Annotated in this window: 16 protein-coding genes and 1 pseudogene; 10 read left to right on the top strand and 7 right to left on the bottom strand. The window is 41.3% G+C overall.

Going from position 1 to position 19,319, the window contains the following annotated elements; translation table 11 throughout:
* Positions 1 to 203 precede the first annotated feature (203 nt).
* A complete protein-coding gene (locus AAEY55_RS08415; RefSeq protein ID WP_089369331.1) occupies positions 204 to 1,565 on the top strand; it encodes a M17 family metallopeptidase in 1,362 nt (453 codons plus the stop codon).
* Between the two features lie 24 nt (positions 1,566 to 1,589).
* Here AAEY55_RS08415 and AAEY55_RS08410 read toward each other — a convergent pair whose 3' ends face one another.
* Entirely contained in the window at positions 1,590 to 1,976 is a 387-nt protein-coding gene (locus AAEY55_RS08410) for a VOC family protein (protein WP_089369192.1), read from the bottom strand.
* 87 nt (positions 1,977 to 2,063) lie between these two features.
* A complete protein-coding gene (locus AAEY55_RS08405) occupies positions 2,064 to 3,143 on the bottom strand; it encodes a ketoacyl-ACP synthase III (protein WP_011329933.1) in 1,080 nt (359 codons plus the stop codon).
* Positions 3,144 to 3,329: 186 nt separating this feature from the next.
* Here AAEY55_RS08405 and AAEY55_RS08400 point away from each other — a divergent pair, with 186 nt between their 5' ends.
* From AAEY55_RS08400 to AAEY55_RS08385, 4 genes are all read left to right on the top strand, one after another.
* On the top strand, positions 3,330 to 4,637 hold the full coding sequence (locus tag AAEY55_RS08400; protein WP_089369193.1) for an amidohydrolase family protein: 1,308 nt from the start codon (positions 3,330 to 3,332) through the stop codon (positions 4,635 to 4,637).
* Positions 4,638 to 4,826: 189 nt separating this feature from the next.
* Positions 4,827 to 6,086 (top strand): ATP-binding protein, encoded by a 1,260-nt coding sequence (locus tag AAEY55_RS08395; protein ID WP_089369194.1) that lies wholly within the window; start codon positions 4,827 to 4,829, stop codon positions 6,084 to 6,086.
* Positions 6,083 to 6,610 (top strand): response regulator transcription factor, encoded by a 528-nt coding sequence (locus AAEY55_RS08390; RefSeq protein WP_011329936.1) that lies wholly within the window; start codon positions 6,083 to 6,085, stop codon positions 6,608 to 6,610. Before AAEY55_RS08395 ends, AAEY55_RS08390 begins: the two co-directional genes overlap by 4 nt.
* Positions 6,611 to 6,766: 156 nt before the next feature.
* Complete coding sequence (locus tag AAEY55_RS08385) at positions 6,767 to 7,045, top strand: peptidylprolyl isomerase (RefSeq protein ID WP_011329937.1); 279 nt, start codon at positions 6,767 to 6,769, stop codon at positions 7,043 to 7,045.
* A gap of 108 nt (positions 7,046 to 7,153) precedes the next feature.
* Here AAEY55_RS08385 and AAEY55_RS08380 read toward each other — a convergent pair whose 3' ends face one another.
* The 4 genes from AAEY55_RS08380 to AAEY55_RS08365 form a co-directional block, all read right to left on the bottom strand.
* Positions 7,154 to 7,816, bottom strand: a complete 663-nt coding sequence (locus AAEY55_RS08380) for a DsbA family oxidoreductase (protein WP_086995654.1) — start codon at positions 7,814 to 7,816, stop codon at positions 7,154 to 7,156.
* 123 nt (positions 7,817 to 7,939) lie between these two features.
* The gene (locus AAEY55_RS08375) at positions 7,940 to 8,548 is read right to left on the bottom strand and encodes a flavin reductase family protein (protein ID WP_089369195.1); all 609 of its coding nucleotides are present in this window, start codon (positions 8,546 to 8,548) and stop codon (positions 7,940 to 7,942) included.
* A gap of 24 nt (positions 8,549 to 8,572) precedes the next feature.
* Entirely contained in the window at positions 8,573 to 9,307 is a 735-nt protein-coding gene (locus AAEY55_RS08370; protein ID WP_089369196.1) for an SDR family oxidoreductase, read from the bottom strand.
* The gene (locus AAEY55_RS08365; protein WP_089369197.1) at positions 9,304 to 9,702 is read right to left on the bottom strand and encodes a thiol-disulfide oxidoreductase DCC family protein; all 399 of its coding nucleotides are present in this window, start codon (positions 9,700 to 9,702) and stop codon (positions 9,304 to 9,306) included. Before AAEY55_RS08365 ends, AAEY55_RS08370 begins: the two co-directional genes overlap by 4 nt.
* A gap of 120 nt (positions 9,703 to 9,822) precedes the next feature.
* Between AAEY55_RS08365 and ppc the strand changes: the two genes are divergently transcribed.
* Together ppc and cdd are read left to right on the top strand one after the other, a co-directional pair.
* Entirely contained in the window at positions 9,823 to 12,468 is a 2,646-nt protein-coding gene (ppc, locus tag AAEY55_RS08360; protein ID WP_089369198.1) for a phosphoenolpyruvate carboxylase, read from the top strand.
* A gap of 120 nt (positions 12,469 to 12,588) precedes the next feature.
* Positions 12,589 to 13,518, top strand: a complete 930-nt coding sequence (cdd, locus tag AAEY55_RS08355; RefSeq protein ID WP_350550826.1) for a cytidine deaminase — start codon at positions 12,589 to 12,591, stop codon at positions 13,516 to 13,518.
* Between the two features lie 30 nt (positions 13,519 to 13,548).
* Here cdd and udp read toward each other — a convergent pair whose 3' ends face one another.
* The gene (gene udp / locus AAEY55_RS08350) at positions 13,549 to 14,307 is read right to left on the bottom strand and encodes a uridine phosphorylase (RefSeq protein WP_011329945.1); all 759 of its coding nucleotides are present in this window, start codon (positions 14,305 to 14,307) and stop codon (positions 13,549 to 13,551) included.
* A 417-nt stretch (positions 14,308 to 14,724) separates the two neighbouring features.
* On the opposite strand from udp, the gene AAEY55_RS08345 reads away from it, so the two are divergent.
* The 3 genes and pseudogenes from AAEY55_RS08345 (at position 14,725) to AAEY55_RS08335 (ending at position 19,311) form a co-directional block, all read left to right on the top strand.
* Positions 14,725 to 15,834 carry an arginase family protein gene (locus AAEY55_RS08345; protein ID WP_089369200.1) on the top strand — a complete coding sequence of 370 codons (1,110 nt, stop codon included), beginning with the start codon at positions 14,725 to 14,727 and terminating at the stop codon, positions 15,832 to 15,834.
* Positions 15,835 to 15,976: 142 nt separating this feature from the next.
* Positions 15,977 to 17,278, top strand: a pseudogene (locus tag AAEY55_RS08340) (hemolysin family protein).
* Positions 17,279 to 18,147: 869 nt separating this feature from the next.
* Positions 18,148 to 19,311 (top strand): efflux RND transporter periplasmic adaptor subunit, encoded by a 1,164-nt coding sequence (locus AAEY55_RS08335; RefSeq protein ID WP_350550823.1) that lies wholly within the window; start codon positions 18,148 to 18,150, stop codon positions 19,309 to 19,311.
* The last annotated feature ends 8 nt before the right edge of the window (positions 19,312 to 19,319 follow it).

The following is a 19,319-nucleotide window of genomic DNA, read 5'->3' as shown; positions in this document are numbered from 1 at the left end:
ATTGAATTTGAGGAACGACTCAGCAAGCATATTTAAAATCTAAAAACGGGCAGTTACACAGAATCCGTTACAGGCTCAGAAAATCAAAAACAAGACCCACAAAACTCATTAAAAAAGTAATCTATAATTGGCAAAATTAGCGATACCTTTTGCGTCTCCTTATTGTTATGCTTAGTGACCATTTATATTTTGTGAGTCATTTAATGAGTGCATTACTTCGTCATACTTCTTCTGGAATTCCTTTATCTTTTATCCTTAAAAACGAATTAACAGATTGGCTTACGCAGCAACCTACATTTGTACAAAACTGGTTAGCAAATAGTGGTTTTGAAAAGCATGGGCTAGCATTAGTACCAAACCCTGAAACGGGTGAGCTTAACCATGTTTATTGCATAATACGCAGCAGTGATGACTTTTGGGCTGCAGGCGACTTAGCCACCAAGTTACCGGTAGGTTGTTATCAAATTCAAGGTGAAAAACACCTAATAGAGCAGCTTGCTTTAGGCTTTGTATTGGGTGGTTATGAATTTAGTGAGTACAAAGAAAAAGTCACCGCAAAAGCGCAGTTAGGTATTGCTGACAAAACACTTTACGAGCAAATAAAACAACAAGCCGACGCAATTGGTTTAGCCCGCGATTTAGTTAATACCCCGGCTGCCGATATGATGCCGCAACATTTAGCACAAGTCATGAGTGATTTAGCCGACACCTTTGATGGAGACTTTACTCAGTGGATTGGAGATGAGCTGTTAGAGCAAAACTACCCAACAATTCATATGGTTGGTCGTGCGAGTGAAAATAAGCCGCGTTTACTCGACTTAAAATGGGGCGCAAAAGACGCACCATTAATTACTTTGGTTGGTAAAGGTGTATGTTTTGACTCAGGCGGGCTTGACTTAAAACCGAGTGCCGGTATGCGTAACATGAAAAAAGACATGGGCGGCGCAGCGCATGTTATTGCGCTTGCTCAGCTTATAATGGCTGCTAATTTACCAATTAGATTACGCGTGTTAGTACCTGCGGTTGAAAACGCGGTTTCGCGTAACGCATTTCGCCCTGGCGATGTAGTAAAAACCCGTAAAGGCATTATGGTTGAAATTGACAATACCGATGCCGAAGGACGTTTAGTATTATGTGACGCGCTTAGCGAAGCCCAAAACGACGAGCCTGAGCTTATCATTGACTTTGCTACCTTAACAGGTGCGTGTCGAGTTGCTTTGGGCACTGAACTACCAGGGTTTTTCTGTACTGAGCGTACTATTGCTAATAGTATTATGGACGCAGGGTTGAGTGTAAGCGATCCGGTATGGCAACTGCCGTTATTTGATCAATATAAGTCATTTTTAAACAGTGATGTTGCCGATATGGCAAACTGTGCAAGCACCCCATTTGGCGGTGCAATTACCGCTGCACTGTATTTAAAAGAATTTATTGAGCCAACTACGCCTTGGGTACATTTTGATGTAATGGCATGGAACTTACGTGCTCTACCAGGTCGCCCAGTAGGCGGAGAAGCGTTAGGTATTCGTGCTGTATTTAATTACCTGCAAAACCGTTTTAACTAATAATCGAGTATTTAGTATGAGGTGTTAAACCTCATACAACTCAAGCGGTAAATTATCCGGATCGGAAAAAAAAGTAAACTTTTTGCCGGTGATTTCATCTTCTCTTATGTCCTCTACATTAACCCCTTGTGACTCTAAATACGCTTTAGCCACGTGCACATCACTTACTTTAAATGCTAAATGCCTTAACCCTTGTGCTTCAGGGTAACTTGGGCGCTCTGGTGCGCCAGTAAACGAAAATAACTCAATTTGACCGCCATCAGGCAAAGCTAAATCTAATTTATAAGAATGTCGTGCTTCCCTAAAGTGCTCATTAATAATTTTAAGCTTTAATATTTTGCTATAAAAATGCTTAGCGCGAGGGTAGTCGCTGCAAATAATAGCGGCATGATGAATGCCAAGTAGTTTCATAACGCGCTCTCTAAATTGTGTAATTAAATACAAACACTAAAAACAAAAAACGCACAATTAAGTGCGTTTCAATAAGTAGCTGCCTATTTAGGTTGGCTCTGCTTCTTTACATGCTTTTACCGCTGGAGCAACTAACTCTAAGCCGGTTTTATCGCAAGGAGGAAGTTGTGCATCACTTACACTAATAGGTGTTACACGCTCGCCCCATTTAATATAACTAGCAGCCCACGTAAGGCCAGCGCCAAAGGCTGCCGACATAATATTTGAGTGTGGTTTAATTAAACCTTGCTCCACCGCCTCGCAAAGTGCAATGGCAATTGTCGCTGCCGATGTATTACCGTACTGGCCAATATTAACCATTACTTTTTCATCTGGCACTTTTAAACGGTGCTGAATGGCCTGAATAATACGTAAGTTAGCTTGATGCGGCACTAATACGTTTATATCGTCTAGGCTTAAATTTGCTTGGGCTAGTACGTCGTCGCATGCTTCACTCATGCCTTTTACAGCGCGCTTAAATATTTCACGGCCTTCGAATAGTAAATTAGATGGGCCAATCGGCTCATATTTATTTAAGTCACTACCAAAGTTTTCGATATGTAAAATATCACGATCTGTACTGTCACAACCGGTTTTAGTCGCAAGTAAACCTGCAGGTGTATCGGCAGCTTCGAGTACTACGGCACCCGCGCCATCGCCAAATAATACCGCACTGTCACGGCGCGACCAGTTTACATACCAAGTCATGCGCTCTGCAGCAATAACCACAGCCTTTTTAATCATACCGGCTTGTATTTGCGCTGTTGCTGCTTGTAGAGCATATAAAAACCCTGAACAAGCTGCGTTAGTGTCCATAGCGGCAGCGCCTACAGCGCCAATATTCTTTTGCACTAACGACGCAGTATTTGCCACCATAGTTGATGGCGTACAGGTGGCTAAAATAACTAAATCAATATCTTTAGCGTCAATACCGGCACAAGCAATAGCATGCTTAGCCGCAACAGTAGCAAGCTCTGCAGTACTTACATGGCTAACTCTGCGAGATTTAATACCTGTTCGTGATGTTATCCACTCGTCTGTGGTATCCACTATTTTGCTAATTTCGTCGTTACTAATGCTTGCTGGTGGAATGCATTTACCCCAACCAGTGATGTGTGCGTAAGGCATAGTGTGTTCTCTTAAAAAGTGGTCTGACATGTATTACTAATGAATAAGTTATACCAAAAAATGGCTTTTAACACTAGTAAATACCCAAGGAGATAAAAAATGATAGCTTATTAAAAGGGTTTTTGTAGCGTAAATGTAGCAATTTATAGTTAATTGGGTTAAAGGTAGAGCTTAAAAGGAGCAAGTATGAAAACTACACTAATAACTACATTTACTGCAATCACTTTAGCGTTAACAACAAATATGGCATTAGCACAACAACATAAAATTATTTATGCGGGCAGTGTAATGCTAGGTACAGAGCAAACGGTTAAAACTGAGCAAACACTGGTAATAGCCGATGATAAAATTTCAGCAATTAAAAGCGGCTATGTAAGTAAAGATGCACTGGGTTTGCCCGGCGCGCAAGTAATAGACCTTAAAAATCACTTTGTAATGCCTGGGCTAATAGACATGCACGTGCATGTTACTTTTGAGCGCGATGCCAATGTTAGCAGGCATCGCTGGACTACCGAATACGAAGCAGATAACGCGCTGCGTTCAATTAAATATTTACAGCGTACTTTAAATGCAGGCTTTACCTCAGTGCGAGACTTAGGCAGTAACTATCAGGTTATTTTTCCGCTAAAGCGCGCCATTGAGCGTAATGATATTAATGGTCCGCGCATTTTTGCCGCAGGCAATACAGTATCGCCCACTGGTGGGCACGCCGATTTACATGGCTATCGTAAAGATATAAGTGACGGTGTTGGTGCATCATTAGGTATTTGTAACGGCGCAGACGATTGCCGCAGAGCCACGCGCGAAGTGATTAAAAGTGGTGCCGATGTTATAAAAATTACCGCCACCGGTGGCGTATTAAGTAATACCGCCGCAGGCGTTAATCAACAATTAAGCGACGCAGAGCTTAGTGCAATTGTAGATACCGCGCATCATTTAGGGCGTAAAGTAGCCGCTCATGCACATGGCACGCAAGGCATAAAAGCCGCGCTTAAAGCGGGTGTAAACTCAATAGAGCATGGCTCGTATTTAGATAAAGAGGCTATAGCATTGTTTAAAAAAACCGGAGCTTACTTAGTTCCTACTTTGCTGGCTGGTGCCACAGTGAGCGAAGAAGCAATTAGTAATCCAAACATGCCAATAGCTATTGCAGATAAAGTGCGCGAAGTAACACCTAAAATGCAGGCATCGTTTAAATTAGCGCTAAAAAATGAGGTAAATATTGCCTTTGGCACTGACTCCGGCGTATCGCGCCATGGCCTTAATGCTAACGAGTTTAGCTTACTGGTAAGTAATGGTATGAGTGAAGCACAGGCAATTAAATCGGCAACCGTGAGTGCAGCTAAACTGCTTGGCCAAGATACCCAATTAGGCGATTTGAGTGTGGGTAAACAAGCCGATATTATTAGTGTTAATGCCTCGCCGCTAAAAAATATTGCAGAGCTTAAAAATGTGCAGTTTGTAATGAAAGCAGGGCTAATTTATAAGCAATAGCCACACTTGCTGTTAAGGCACTGGGGTTAATATGGGCTCAATAAATATTGAGCTTAATAATTATTAACCCTAGTGCCGTGGCCTTTTAATACTTCACTTTGTACCTAGTTACAATGTCGATGAATGATGACTAAGTATTGCATAAGTATTAAAATAGCTTTTCTTAAAATTCAATAGGTAACATGTGTTTTGTTAATTCGCACCGATCCGGCTATTAGCCGCCTTTTAATGTTACGCAGTGGTGCCATAGCTGTGCAGCTTATTGCTGTGCTTATAGTGTACTTTTTATTAGATCATCAAATAGCATTAATGCCCTTACTGTTAGTGATTGCTCTAGAAGCGGGGTTTCAGTTAATGAGTGTGCTGGCTTATCGTAATGTAAGCCAAGCAAAACCGCTGGGCATGCTGATGCAATTAACCGCCGACGTATTGTTTTTAACTATTTTGTTATCACTCAGTGGTGGCGCAACCAATGCATTTGTGTCGTTATTATTGCTGCCAATAATGATTGCAGCGGTAACGCTAAGTGGCAAAGGGCTTGCTTATATCGCGGTATTAGCCATTGCGGCGTATAGTGTATTACTGATAAAAATGCCCGAACATAACATGCACCAAATGAACATGAGCGGCCATTTTATTAGCATGTGGATTAACTTTGTTTTGAGTGCCAGTGTAATAGCGTTAGTGATTGGTGCAATGAACCGCGCCTTAAAAGAGCGCGAACGCACTATTGCTCAAGTGCGCGAACAACAATTACGCAGTGAACAGTTAGTAACGCTGGATGGCGCAGCAGCGCAAATAACGCATCAGCTTGCTACACCAATTGCTAACTTACAGTTACTATTTGAAGAGTTATTAGAGGGTCATCCAAATAACCTTGTAGTGCAACAAATGCAAACTCCACTACAACAATGCGCTACACAATTAGATAGTTTTAGAAAGCTCTCAGCTGCGCTGCGCCTTAATAACACCCAACAACACATTACAACGGCGCAATTACAACAGCAAATTACCGATACGCTATTGCTGCAATATCCCGATCAACAAATAAAGTGGATTATAAAAAACCAAACGGGTGGCATTAATACCGCCATATTAAACAGTGATGCTATGTTGCTACCTGCTATTTTAAATTTACTCCAAAATGCAGCCACCGCTAATCAGCAGCAAGGTCAAAATGTGCTTGAGCTTACTTGGCTGCAAGAGGAGCATTGCGGCGAATATGTTTACTTGCTTATTCGCGATTTTGGGAATGGCTTTTCAGCAACCCAGCTCAGCAATTTAGGTGGGCAATTAATGCCTAGCGACCATGGTATGGGGCTGGCTGTGCTGCTTTCTAATGTGACCTTTGAGCGTTTAAATGGCTCGCTAACTTTATATAATCACCCCCAGTGTGGTGCAATTGCCAAAGTTAAATTAGCAACTGTTTTTAGCGAGCAAAGTGAATGAAAATATTAATTATTGAAGACGATATAAACCTTGCTAGTACCTTGGCAAGGCGGCTAACTAAATACGGTTTTAACTGCGAAATAGCGCATAACCAAAGTGAGGCACTCCTTAGTGCAAGGCGGTTTTTGCCCGCTACTATTTTGTTAGATATGAAGTTAGGTAACGACAATGGCTTAGCGTTAATAAAACCACTGCGCAGCTTGCTCACACACGCGCATATTGTATTACTCACGGGCTTTGCCAGTATTGCCACCGCAGTTGAAGCAATGCGCTTAGGAGCCAACGATTACCTTACCAAACCTGTTGATATGGCAACCTTACTAAAAGCACTTAACCAAGAGCGCGATACAGCAATAACCTTAGATGTTGCAACCACAGTTATGTCGCCAGAGCGTTTAGAGTGGGAGCATATTCAGCAAGTGCTACACAGTAATAATGGTAATGTGTCGAGCACCGCAAGGCAGCTCAATATGCATAGACGTACATTACAGCGCAAATTACAAAAAAAGCCAGTACAGCACTAATAACGCTAGTGATTAAATATAATTTTAGGCTAAAGCGATGCTGGTTTTTTTTCAGCGCACTCAACACATTAATGAAGCACTATAGTAGCTGCCTGATTTAACTAGCTGTGCTAAAATCGCGGCGTTTAAATTTAACCGATATTACAAGGCTTTCACATGGCAAATACAGCGCACGCACTGCATATACTGGTAAAACATAAAGAAATTGCAGAAGATATTATTACGCAATTAGGTAAAGGTGCAAAATTTCAAACCTTAGCTAAAAAGTATTCGTCGTGTCCGTCGGGTAAAAAAGGTGGCGATTTAGGTGAATTTAGACGTGGACAAATGGTGCCACAGTTCGACAAAATTGCGTTTAATGGCGCTATTTTAGAGCCGCATTTAGTTAAAACTAAATTTGGCTGGCATGTGATCAAAGTGCTTTACCGTACTTAATATTCTTTAAGTGCATGTATTAAATGCAGTTTAACAGGCTTAATACTTTAAATTAAAAGAAAAGGCTGCACATTGCAGCCTTTTTAAATTCTTTAATTCAGAGTTTAATTACTCAGCGTTTTGCTGTGCTTCTTCTTCAGTTATTTGCTTAAAGGCTTGCACAAATGCAGCGCTAGGTTGTCCGCCGGTAAGGGCGTATTGCTCATTTATGATAAAAGTAGGCACTGTGGTAATACCCATTTGCTGTATGTCACTTTGCTGGCTGCGTACTTCTTGAAAAAACTCACCACCGGCTAAAATTTCTTGAGCACGGTCTGTATCAAGGCCAACACTTGCAACAATATCAAGCAAAGCGGGTTGCTCGTTTAAATTCACTAAGTCAGAAAAGTGGGCTTTAAATAAAGCCAGTTTTAGCTCGGTCTGCTTATTTGAAGTGGCAGCCCATGCTAATAAACGATGGCAATCGAAGCTATTTATTATCATTCGCTTATCGTCAAAGTTAAACGTGAAGTCGGCGTCTTTTCCGGCGTCTATTAAACGTTGGCGGTTATCTTTGCTTTGCTCTGGTGTTAAGCCGTACTTTTGCGTTAAATGTTCATTTAAGTCTTGGCCTTCAGGCGGCATATTTGGGTTAAGCTCAAACGGTTTCCAGCTAATTTCTGCGTTTATTTCACCGTGTAATTCACTGAGTGCTTTTTCAAGGTTTTTATAACCAATAATGCACCATGGGCACATTACATCCGATACAATATCAATTTTAAGCGTTTTCATTATTTTCCCTTAGGGCAAAGCGGTAAAGCGAATATAATGAGTATATTGGGATTAATTGCAGTTTATCAATCATGATTACTCTACAGTGTATTAAAAGCTACAAATAATGTATTTGCAGCCTGGTTACTTTTTAGCATAAGGCAGGCGCATTAGTTTATTAGTGCTGTGGTAGCTATCGAGCCCGCTTATGGCTACCGTATCTATGGCCTGTAAGTCTAAAAAGCCATCGCTTTGCAGTGCCGCTTCATCTAAATATACGTCCATTATTTCGCCAATCACAAGCTCAGTACCATTGACTGCTAAATGCTGATGTTCAATGTATTTTACCGCATATTTTAAGCGGCTTTGTTGTACAAAAGGGGCAGTAAATTCATTTAAATACTCAGCTGTTAAACCAGTGGCAGCAAACTCTGATTCGTTTTTATCATAACGCGCCGAGGTTTGATGTGCTTGCTGATAAATAGCACTATTAACATGATTAATAGTATAAACACCGGTTGCTAAAATATTTTCGAAAGTGTGACGGGGAACGCTATGGGGGCGTATTATCATACCAATTAATGGCGGGTGCGCGCCTAAATGAATAACAGAGCTAACAATCGATAAGTTAGTATTGCCTTGGCTGTCTTGAGTGCCAATTAAGTTAGCGCTTTTAAAGCCTGACAACGAGTTTATAAAGTGGGTACGCGTGTGTTTTTCAAGTGCTGCAATGCGCGCTTTAGTAAAATGCATTAAAAAATCCTTACCATGAAATACCTACCATGAAATAGCAGTGCCTTGCCAATCTAGGTAGGCGGGTTCACCGTTAAGTTCTAAATTAGGGTTGTTGTTAGTCAGTTCAAATAATTGCTGCGCTACAAACGCAGGAGTAAAAAGCGTGTTTGGCGGTACATTTTTTTGAAAAGGCTTAGACAGCTCAGTGTCGGTAGTACCGGGATGAAATAAAATGAGCTTAGTGTTTTTAGCGCGCCTTGCCAGCTCTACGGCAGCAGTTTTAAATAACATATTAAGCGCCGCTTTTGATGCGCGATAGGTATACCAGCCGCCAAGTTTATTGTCGTTTATGCTGCCAACCCGGGCGCTTAATGCGGTAATAGTGCAGTGGGTTTTAGGTGTTAATAATGGTAATACACTTTGCAGGCATAGCAGGGGTGTAAGCGCATTAACTTGCAATAGTTGATTAAAATAATCGCTGTTAATGTCCTCTAGTTTTTTTTCTGGCATGTGTTGCTGATTATGTAAAAGGCCATTAAAAATAATTACCTGATGTAAATCAGCCTGCTGGTTTTGTAGTGTAGTGGTAACATTGTTTAAGCTTTGTTTTGAATAATCGCTTTGCAGTTGCGTTATATTATTTAGGTTATTGTACTGTGCATTGCGCGAGCCCGCGCTTACGCAAACAATATGGTACTGGGTTACTTGGTTATTTAAATGCGCTATATAAGCTTGTGCAATTGCGCTACTTGCGCCAAATAAAACAATAGTTTTCATTTATCACCTGCACTTTTGGTTTTACATTGATTATTTTTACACTGTGAGTTTGGCATTAAAAAACGACTTATAGGCTGGCGATACTTAGCAAAAAAAGTGTATGCGCAATCGGCAAAAAAACGAATTATGGGCAAGCGAATAATCTTCAACCAAGGATATTTATCTACTGTTTTCCATGCTTGGTAGGTTACATCAAGGCCATAGATCATTATTCCAGATGGCATTCTTGCGTGTAATAACGCCATAGCTATACTTTTATCTACATTAGGAAAACGCGTATTAAAGTCAGTGGCATTAAGGTCCTCTAATATTATTTTATTATTAATGTCAGCACGCTTTAAATGTTGCATTTCGGCGTTACACAATGGGCAGTTAGCATCGTAAAAAATGATCATGTTATTGCTTTGTAATTATTTTACATATGCTTTTTTACGACACGCCATTGCAAATGGATCTATTAAATAACCGCGCATAGTGATATTAATAGTGCTCCATGAAACAAAGGAGACTGAGAAATGAGTGAACAATATGCCGCCTTGCGAGGCAATGTAAATTTACTAGGCCAATTATTAGGGCAAACAATTAAAGATGCCCAAGGCCAAGCAATTTTAGATAAAGTAGAAGAAATAAGGGCTTTATCAAAGTCATCTCGCAGTGGCAACGAAAACGACCGTAAAACACTAATAAAAGTATTACATGCGCTCAGCGATGAAGAGCTGTTACCGGTTGCCCGTTCATTTAATCATTTTTTAAACCTTGCCAATGTTGCCGAGCAGTTTCATACCGTTTCGCGTTTTAATGATGTTGGTTTTTGCCAGCTAAATCCTCTCACTCAAACATTAAAAACGTTAGCAACAAAAGCAAATAATGGCCAACTTAATCACAATCATTTGGCCGACACACTCTCAAAACTCCACATAAACTTGGTGCTAACCGCGCACCCTACAGAAGTAACACGCCGCACAATTATTAATAAGCACGTTGAGTTAAGTGATTGCTTAGCTTCATTGGAGCGAACTGATAACTTAGCACAAGAGCGCGAGGCTATTTTAAATCGTATTGCGCAGTTAATTAGCCAAGCATGGCACACCGACGATATTCGTCGCTCGCGACCTACCCCTGTTGATGAAGCAAAGTGGGGCTACGCGGTGATTGAAAATAGCTTGTGGCATGCGGTGCCGCGTTTTTTACGTGAGTTTAGTCAGCATGTAAAAGAGCATTTAAGCTTAGAGTTACCAACAAACTACAGCCCAATAGAGTTTACCTCGTGGATGGGCGGAGATCGTGACGGTAACCCTTATGTAACCGCACAAGTAACCAAAGAGGTGCTTGATCATGGTCGTTGGATGGCACTGGACTTATATGGCCGCGATTTAGAAACGCTAAGTACAGAGCTGTCGATGTCTGATGCTAGTGATGAGCTGATAGCCCTTGCGGGGCAAGAATTTGAACCCTACCGCTGCGTGATTAAAACACTCAAAAACCAAGTGTTAGAAACCGTGATGCATTTAGGGGCAAAAATAAAAAATCAGCGCAGCGAAGCCCAAGACTTAATTACCGATATAAACCAAATAAAACATCCAATTGAGGTGTGCTATCGCTCGCTATTAAAATGCAATATGAAAGTAGTTGCTGATGGCCTATTACTGGATGTATTACATCGTATTAATAGTTTTGGTTTGCGGTTAGCTAAATTAGATGTACGCCAAGATTCATCGCGCCATGGTGATGTGTTTTCAGAGCTTACGCGTTACTTAGGTTTGGGCGATTACAACCAATGGCAAGAGCAAGACAAACAAGCCTTTTTACTCACTGAGCTTAACTCGCGCAGGCCGCTAATACCTAAGCGTTGGCAGCCAAGCCCAGAGGTACAAGAAGTACTCGACACCTTTGACGTGATTGCACAGCAAGACGAGCAAACATTTGGCTTATATATTATTTCGATGGCGCGCACAGCCTCCGATATTTTAGCGGTACAATTGCTGTTAAAAGAAAGTGGTTGTAGCTTTAAACTACCGGTTGCGCCGTTATTTGAAACCTTAGATGATTTAAATGATGGCCACAATGTTATTACTACTTTGTTGGATAATGACTGGTACAGAGGCCAAATTAACAATACCCAAAACGTCATGATAGGTTACTCAGACTCAGCAAAAGACGCCGGTATGATGGCAGCTGGTTGGGCGCAGTACGAAGCAATGGATAAGCTAGTGCAATTGGCCGACAAACGCGGCATAGAGCTGGTGTTATTTCATGGCCGTGGCGGTACGGTAGGGCGAGGTGGCGCACCTGCTGCACAAGCCCTACATTCACAACCACCGGGGTCATTAAAAGGTGGTTTGCGAGTAACTGAGCAAGGCGAGATGATCCGCTTTAAATTTGGTTTACCCGATGTTGCGCTACAAAGCTTAAATATTTACGCCGGCGCTGTACTGCAAAGTAATTTATTACCACCGCCAGAGCCTAAACCACAATGGCGCGAAGTAATGGCTTTGATCAGCGAAGAGTCGTGTGAGCATTATCGTAACGTGGTACGCCACGATGAAAACTTTGTACCTTATTTTAGAATGGCAACCCCAGAGCTTGAGCTTTCTAAACTGCCGCTTGGCTCGCGCCCTGCAAAACGAAACCCTACAGGTGGGGTCGAAAGTTTGCGGGCAATACCATGGATTTTTGCATGGAGCCAAAATCGTTTAATGTTACCTGCGTGGTTAGGCGCATTAACAGGATTACAAGCGGCCTTGGCAAAATACGGCGTTGAAACCTTGCAAGAAATGAGCTTACAATGGCCATTTTTTAGATCGCGCCTAGAAATGCTCGAAATGGTATTTAGTAAGGCCGACAGCTGGTTAAGTGAGCATTACGATAACGCGCTGGTGGAAGATATGTACAAACCACTTGGTGTTACCTTGCGCAAAGAGCTCGCTGAAGCGATTAGTTTAGTACAGTCGCTTAGCCCGCAAAAAAGCTTATTGGCCGATCAGCCATGGATCAAAGAGTCAATTGCGCTGCGTAACCCTTATACCGATCCGCTTAATGTGTTGCAGGTAGAGTTACTTCGCCGTGCGCGCTCAAGCGACAACGGCAGTGAAGGCGATATAGATAACGCGTTAATGATCACCATGACCGGCATAGCAGCAGGTATGCGCAATACTGGTTAATGGCTAAATAAAAATAAGGGGATTGCGCAGCGCCGTAATCCCTTATTTTATGCATATGCGCTGGCATTTTATGCGCTAACCTTTTAAACTACTTAGCCATTGAATAACAAAAATTATATTATGGCTTCTGCAACCTTTTTAGTACAAGCAAACACCGCACTAAGTAATACCCACATCTCTTTAAGCGTAGCGCAAACACAGGCTTTACGTAGCCAATTAAAAACCCAGCGCGGTATTTTAAACGCAAATAATATTAACCAACTATGCGCGCAACTTAATGTAACAAACGACGCCTTATTACAAGGTTTAGTGCCTTTAGCGTCTGAGTTTGCGGTAGCACCCGTATCGAACTTTCATGTAGGTGCAATCGTTAAAGCACTCGATGAAAGCGGCGAGGTTAATTTTTACTTTGGTGCTAATGCCGAGTTTAACCGCCAAGCACTTAGTTTAGTGGTGCACGCAGAGCAGTCTGCAATTAATAATGCTTGGTTAAATGGCGCGAAAAAAATACTAAAAATAGCGATTAGTGACGCACCTTGTGGTTATTGCCGCCAATTTATGAACGAATTAGCTGATGCGCGTGAATTTGATATTTTACTGCCCGATCAGCAATTTAAACTTGCAGACTTGTTACCGCATTCGTTTGGCCCCACCGATTTAGGCAATCAGTACAGCTTATTTAATCCAGCCCCGCAGGCTCGCTCATTTAATAATACAGAAGTAGAGCAACAGCTGGCAGCCTATGCGTTAGCAGCTTATGTACCGTATAGCAAAAACTACAGCGCAGTAAAAATCACTACGTTTAACAACGGTGACTTTTATGGCAGTTACGCAGAAAACGCTGCATACAGCCCTAGCTTATCGCCATTGCAAAGTGCATTAAGTCAGTTGTTTTTAGCTGGTTTGAGTTTTGATCAACATACCGTAAAGGGAATAACACTGTTAGAAACCGCTGGTCATGAAAACCAAGCAGGAGTGGCTCAAGCAGTGTTAGCAAGCTTTGTAAACTTGCCACCACTTGAGCTAATTAGTGCGCCATTAAGTGAGTAACTTGGCAAACTGACACACTAAAAAGTACTGTTACTTAGCGAGCAGTACTTTAGCGGCTTCTAATACTACCGCAACTGATTTTCTTTCAATTTCGCCGTGGTCAACATTAGGAATTTCTTGGCGAGTACGATTAACTAATACACCGGCTACGCACGCTGCTTGTAAACCAAGTGCCGCACACATAGTAAATAAGGTTGCCGATTCCATTTCGTAGTTCATCACCCCCAATTTTTGCCACTCTTCGCAGCTGCCTTGTAACGACTTTGGCACATAACCAGAGTGTGTATCGTAACGCTCTTGCCCTGGGTAAAATGTGTCGCTTGATGCAGTAATACCAATATGAAAATCGATATTAAGGTTTTCACAGGCTTTAACCATAGCTTGGGTAGCAAAAAAGTCAGATACCGCAGGGTAGCTAAGCGGCGCAAAATGCTGGCTTGCACCATCTAAACGCACAGAGGCTTGGCTAATTAAAATATCGCCTTCGTTAATGTGTGGTTGAATTGCGCCAGTAGTACCAATACGCAAAAAGCTGTGCACGCCAAGTTGGGCTAATTCTTCAACGGCAATCGACGTCGATGGACCGCCAATACCGGTAGAGCATATAACCACAGAATGGCCATTAAGCTCACCTAAATAAACATGAAATTCACGCGTTTTAGCCAGGCAAGTTGGGTTATCTAAAAATTGCGAAATACGTGCAGCACGATCCGGATCGCCCGGAACAATAGCCAGTTTTGCACCTTTAAGATCGTCAATACATAACCCTAAGTGAAATACCTTTTCCATAACTAAGCCTTTATAAAATTACTATCAATTTAGCATCATTACTATAATTGTTTGTTTAGTACAGGACGTATGTCCGTGTTGATTTGTTTTGATTTATTCACCCACATTGAATATTCAAGCATATATTAAAATTACCCGTAAAATGAGGCGGTTGACTTGTATAGGCAGACATTATATTGATCGTCTAAAGTAATCAGTAAATTATCATAAACAACAGGCACATTTACACTAAGTTGTTTTTATTCATATGGTTAGTTGTTATTTTTTGGATGGTATATACATTAGTGAAGCAAGGCTAATTTAACGTTAGTTTGCTTTTAGCAAGCAGTACTAATGTTATTGTTAGTATTTAAATATTAGCAATTTTGCATAACTAATCAGTACCACACAAAACATATAGATTTATAAGGGTTTACCATGAGCACCGAATTTCAGGAATTTAAAAGCAAAATTGAGCATTGTTTGTGCGCACCAGGTGATGGTGTATATACAGTTAACACTGCAAAAGAGCGCAAAGCTGCATTAAGAAATAAGCTTTATGGGCAAACCGAAAACATTGGCCCATTATGGCGTGAGTCGCTTAACGAGTTACCCAATTCGCCGCATAAAGCGGTTATGCTAGGTATTAGCTCAGATTGTGGCGGCGGTATTTTACGTGGCGCAAACTGGGGGCCGTTATTTTTACGCTCAGCATTACTTGATCAGCAACCTCAGTGCCGCTCATTCGATTTAGGCGACGTACGCGTTATTCCTCATTTATTACATGATAAATACTTAAACAAAGCCACTATAACCAATTGCCAAAAAGCATTATACGGCAACGAAAATAACGACTATTACGTTAGCCCACTGTCGATCACTGAAGATGTGTGCGACAGCTTTTATGCAACATTTGAAAATAAAGGCATTTTTGGTATTGGCGGCGATCATTCAATTAGTTACCCATTAACAAAAGCGTATTTAAAAGCTAAGCGCACACAAGGCAAGCGTACCGCAATTATTCATTTTGATGCCCATACCGACTTATTGGTTGAGCGCTTAGGCATTGATTTATGTTTTGGCTCTTGGTGTACGCATATTTTAGAGTTTTTACCTGCGCCGCATCATTTAATTCAATTTGGTATTCGTTCAAGCGGTAAACCGAAAGAGCATTGGGAAAGCACTTTTGGTGTTAAACAACACTGGGCGCATGAAATTATAGAGCGCGGTGCAGCAGCCGTTGCCGCAGATGCCATTGCCCAGCTTAAAGCCGACAACGTTGACGAAGTGTATGTTAGCTTTGATATTGACGCCCTTGATGAAAAATTTGCCTCTGCAACAGGCACACCAGAGGCAAACGGCTTAACGCCACAGCACGCACTGGATATTTTATCAGCCATAGCCGATGAATTTCCGATCACCGGTGCCGATATGATGGAAATTGCGCCTTTTACCGACAGCTCGCTAGTAGGGCAGTCAAGTTCAGAAACCACCTTACGAGAAGGCGCTAAAATTTCGGCGTTTTTGATTAGTGCGATGAACAAGTAATCTTAAAGCAGGTCGAAAGGCCTGCTTATTGTATTGATAATAAAAGCCTTTTAATAAATATTAAATTTAAATTGCCCCGTTTAAAAAAGCGACTATAATCCAGCTGCTTTTGCTATAAAAGCGTATTTTATTGGAGCTATAAATGGGTGATTTAGTCGGGATTGGCTTATTAATCTTGATCAGTGCGTTGTTTGCAATGTCGGAAATTGCGATTGCAGCATCGCGTAAAATAAAGTTAAGAGTGATGGCTGATGAGGGCAATGTTCAAGCAGCTGCAGTATTAAAGCTACAAGAACAACCTGGGGCATTTTTTGCCATGATCCAAATAACCCTTAATGCTATTGCTATATTAGGCGGCATTGTGGGTGAGCAAGCACTTTCGCCTTATGTGCAAAATGTTTTGCAGTTTTTTTATCAAGGCCCATTACTGGCACAAATTAGTTTTTTACTGTCGTTTTTAACCATTACTTCACTGTTTATTTTATTTGCAGATTTACTACCTAAACGTTTGGCAATGATTTTGCCAGAGGCCGTTGCTGTGCGCGTGGTAACAATAATGCGCTGGGTTACCTATGCCTTAACGCCCTTGGTATTATTTTTTAATGGTTTAACAAATATTATTTTGCGTATTTTTAAAGTACCAAGCGAGCGCGAAGATATTGTAACCACAGAAGACATTGTTGCCATGATGGATGCAGGTGCAGAATACGGTAGCCTACAGCAACAAGAATACGATTTAATCGGTAACGTATTTGACCTAGAAGCGCGCTTTATATCGAGTGTGATGTCGCCGCGCGACCAAATAGTTTATTTTGATATTAATGAGTCGAGCCATGATATTGCTAACAAAATAATAGAGCATCCACATAATCACTTTTTAGTGTGTAACGATAATTTAGATAAATTAATCGGCTCTGTAGAATCAAAAGATATTTTACGCCAAGTACTTAAAGGCGATGCAGCGAATATTAATAGCGAAATGCTCGAAAAAGATATTTTTTATCTACCCGAAACCCTTAGTTTATCAGAGGCATTAAATGCGTTTAAAACAGCCGTACAGCCTTTTGCTGTAGTAGTTAACGAATACGCATTAGTGGTAGGCATAGTAACAGTAAAAGATTTAATGAAAGGCTTTATGGGCGACTTAATTACTCACAGCGATGATTAGTTAATTGTTGAGCGCGACCAAAACTCCTGGCTAGTTGATGGCTTAACCCCCATAGTTGAGCTGGCTAAAGTACTTGATATTGATGAGTTTCCTCATCAAAGTCATTACGAAACCGTGGCCGGATATTTAATTTATACCATGAAACGCATTCCAAAACGTGCAGAGTATATTCAATACGCCGGCTTTAAATTTGAAGTGGTCGATGTTGAAGGCATTCGGGTTGAGCAGTTACTGGTATCAAAAATAGTACCCACGCCCGAGCCACCGCAAAGCTAAGTACAAACTAAGTTAGCAAGTAAAAAGTAGCAAGTAAACAGTCAAAATCACAAAGTAAAAACACCTTATTTTATTATTTTAAGGTGTTACTACGTAGGTTGGTTTGAGCGCAGAGAAGCCCAACGAAAAAAGGCAGCCTCAATTAACATTAGCGTTTTGTATTATCGATTACCTAAAAGTACCGAATGTAGGTCGGATAAGCAAAGCGCCATCCGACACAGTAAAATACCTTTCCAATTATTATCAGCATTTTATATTGTCAAATTGCTAGAAAATGCCATGAACGGGCCTTCAAGGCGTGAATCTGAAACTTTGTTGGGTGGCGCCTTCGGCTTAACCAACCTACCTTTTGACGTTGATTGAGGTAGGTTGGTTTGAGCGCAGCGAAGCCCAACGAAAAAAGCAGCCTCAATTAACATTAGCGTTTTGTATTATCGATTACCTAAGGAAGCACCGAATGTAGGTCGGATAAGCGAAGCGCCATCCGACACAGTAAAATATCTTGCCAATTATTATTATCATTATGTTATCGAATGGCTTGAAAGAGAATCGAAGGGGTCAAATCTTGACTTCATACATCACAATTCTTGACTGACCGTTTATCGTTCTATGCAGCTCAACTAAATGTCTATACCAATCACCATTCAAAGCATAACCACGCTGAATTCAGCCCTATTTGGGCTTTACCCAATGCCCTCGGGGAGTTTTGACTGTAAGCAAATAGTCGCTTTAGTCAACCAAATTTACATATGTTTACAGTATTAAATCTAGTTAAAAATAATTCTTAATTAGCATTGGAAAGTGCATGTAAATAATTTAGAATGAACGTTCATTCTAAAGTTTAAATTCAAGTTAAAAGGTAATTTAATATGCAGCGTTCCCGCATCGCGCTATTGGTATTTTCGGCCCTCGTTGGTTCTGTCGTTTTAACTGGTTGTGATCAGGCTGCTGAGCAACCTAAAGCTACTGCTTCTCAAGGCACTCCAGTAGGTGTAGTTACGATAAAAAGCCAAACACTTACACTTAAACAAGAATTACCAGGGCGTGTAAGTGCATATCAAATAGCAGAAATTCGTCCTCAAGTTAGCGGTATTGTGCAATCTCGTTTGTTTACAGAAGGTACGCAAGTAGAAAAAGGCCAAGCGCTATATCAAATAAATCCAGCCATTTTTGAAGCTGAGCTTGCAGCAAGTGAAGCAGCTGTAGCCCGTGCTGAGGCGAGTATTGCCAGCAGTAAATCAAAAGCTGCGCGTTATAAAGAGTTATTGGCAATTAAAGCTGTAAGTCAGCAAGACTTTGACGAAGCAGATGCAACTGCTAAGCAGGCAAAGGCTGAGTTACTTACTGCGAAAGCGCAATTACAGGCTGCACAAATTAATTTAGATTACAGCCATGTAGCATCGCCTATTGGTGGTCAAATTAGTAAATCGAGTGTGACTGTTGGTGCTTTGGTAAGTGCTAATCAAGCAATGGCATTGGCAACAGTCACGCAGCTTGATCCAATTTATGTTGATTTAACACAATCGAGTAATGAGTTAACCAAGCTTAAAAAAGCGTTGTCGTCGGGCTCGTTAAGTGTTGATGCAGATATTCAAACCGAGGTTGAACTTTATATGGAAGACGGTTCGGTTTATCCGCATAAGGGCACCTTACAGTTTTCAGAAGTAACGGTTAATCCAAGTACGGGTTCGGTAACATTGCGAGCTAAATTTTCTAACCCTGAGAAACTACTTTTACCGGGTATGTATGCCCGTGCATCTATTGTTGAAGGGGTTCAAGAAAATGCTGTTTTGGTTCCGCAGCGTGGTGTAACGCGTAATTCCAAAGGCCAGCCAACAGCTATGGTGGTAAGTGAAAATAATACAGTAGAGAGCCGAGTACTAGAAGTTGATAGAACAATAGGTTCGAACTGGTTAGTGACTAAAGGTTTATCTGCTGGTGATAAGTTAATTGTTGAAGGCTTACAAAAAATTCGTCCTGGCGCGCCAGTGATTGTCACTGAAGCAACACCTTTAGCCACTCAAGCGCAATAACGGAGAGT

It is taken from the genome of Pseudoalteromonas sp. 120-MNA-CIBAN-0494, assembly GCF_040308885.1.
GTDB classification, from domain to species: Bacteria; Pseudomonadota; Gammaproteobacteria; order Enterobacterales; family Alteromonadaceae; genus Pseudoalteromonas; species Pseudoalteromonas nigrifaciens.
This window is presented reverse-complemented; position numbering and strand designations above follow the sequence as displayed.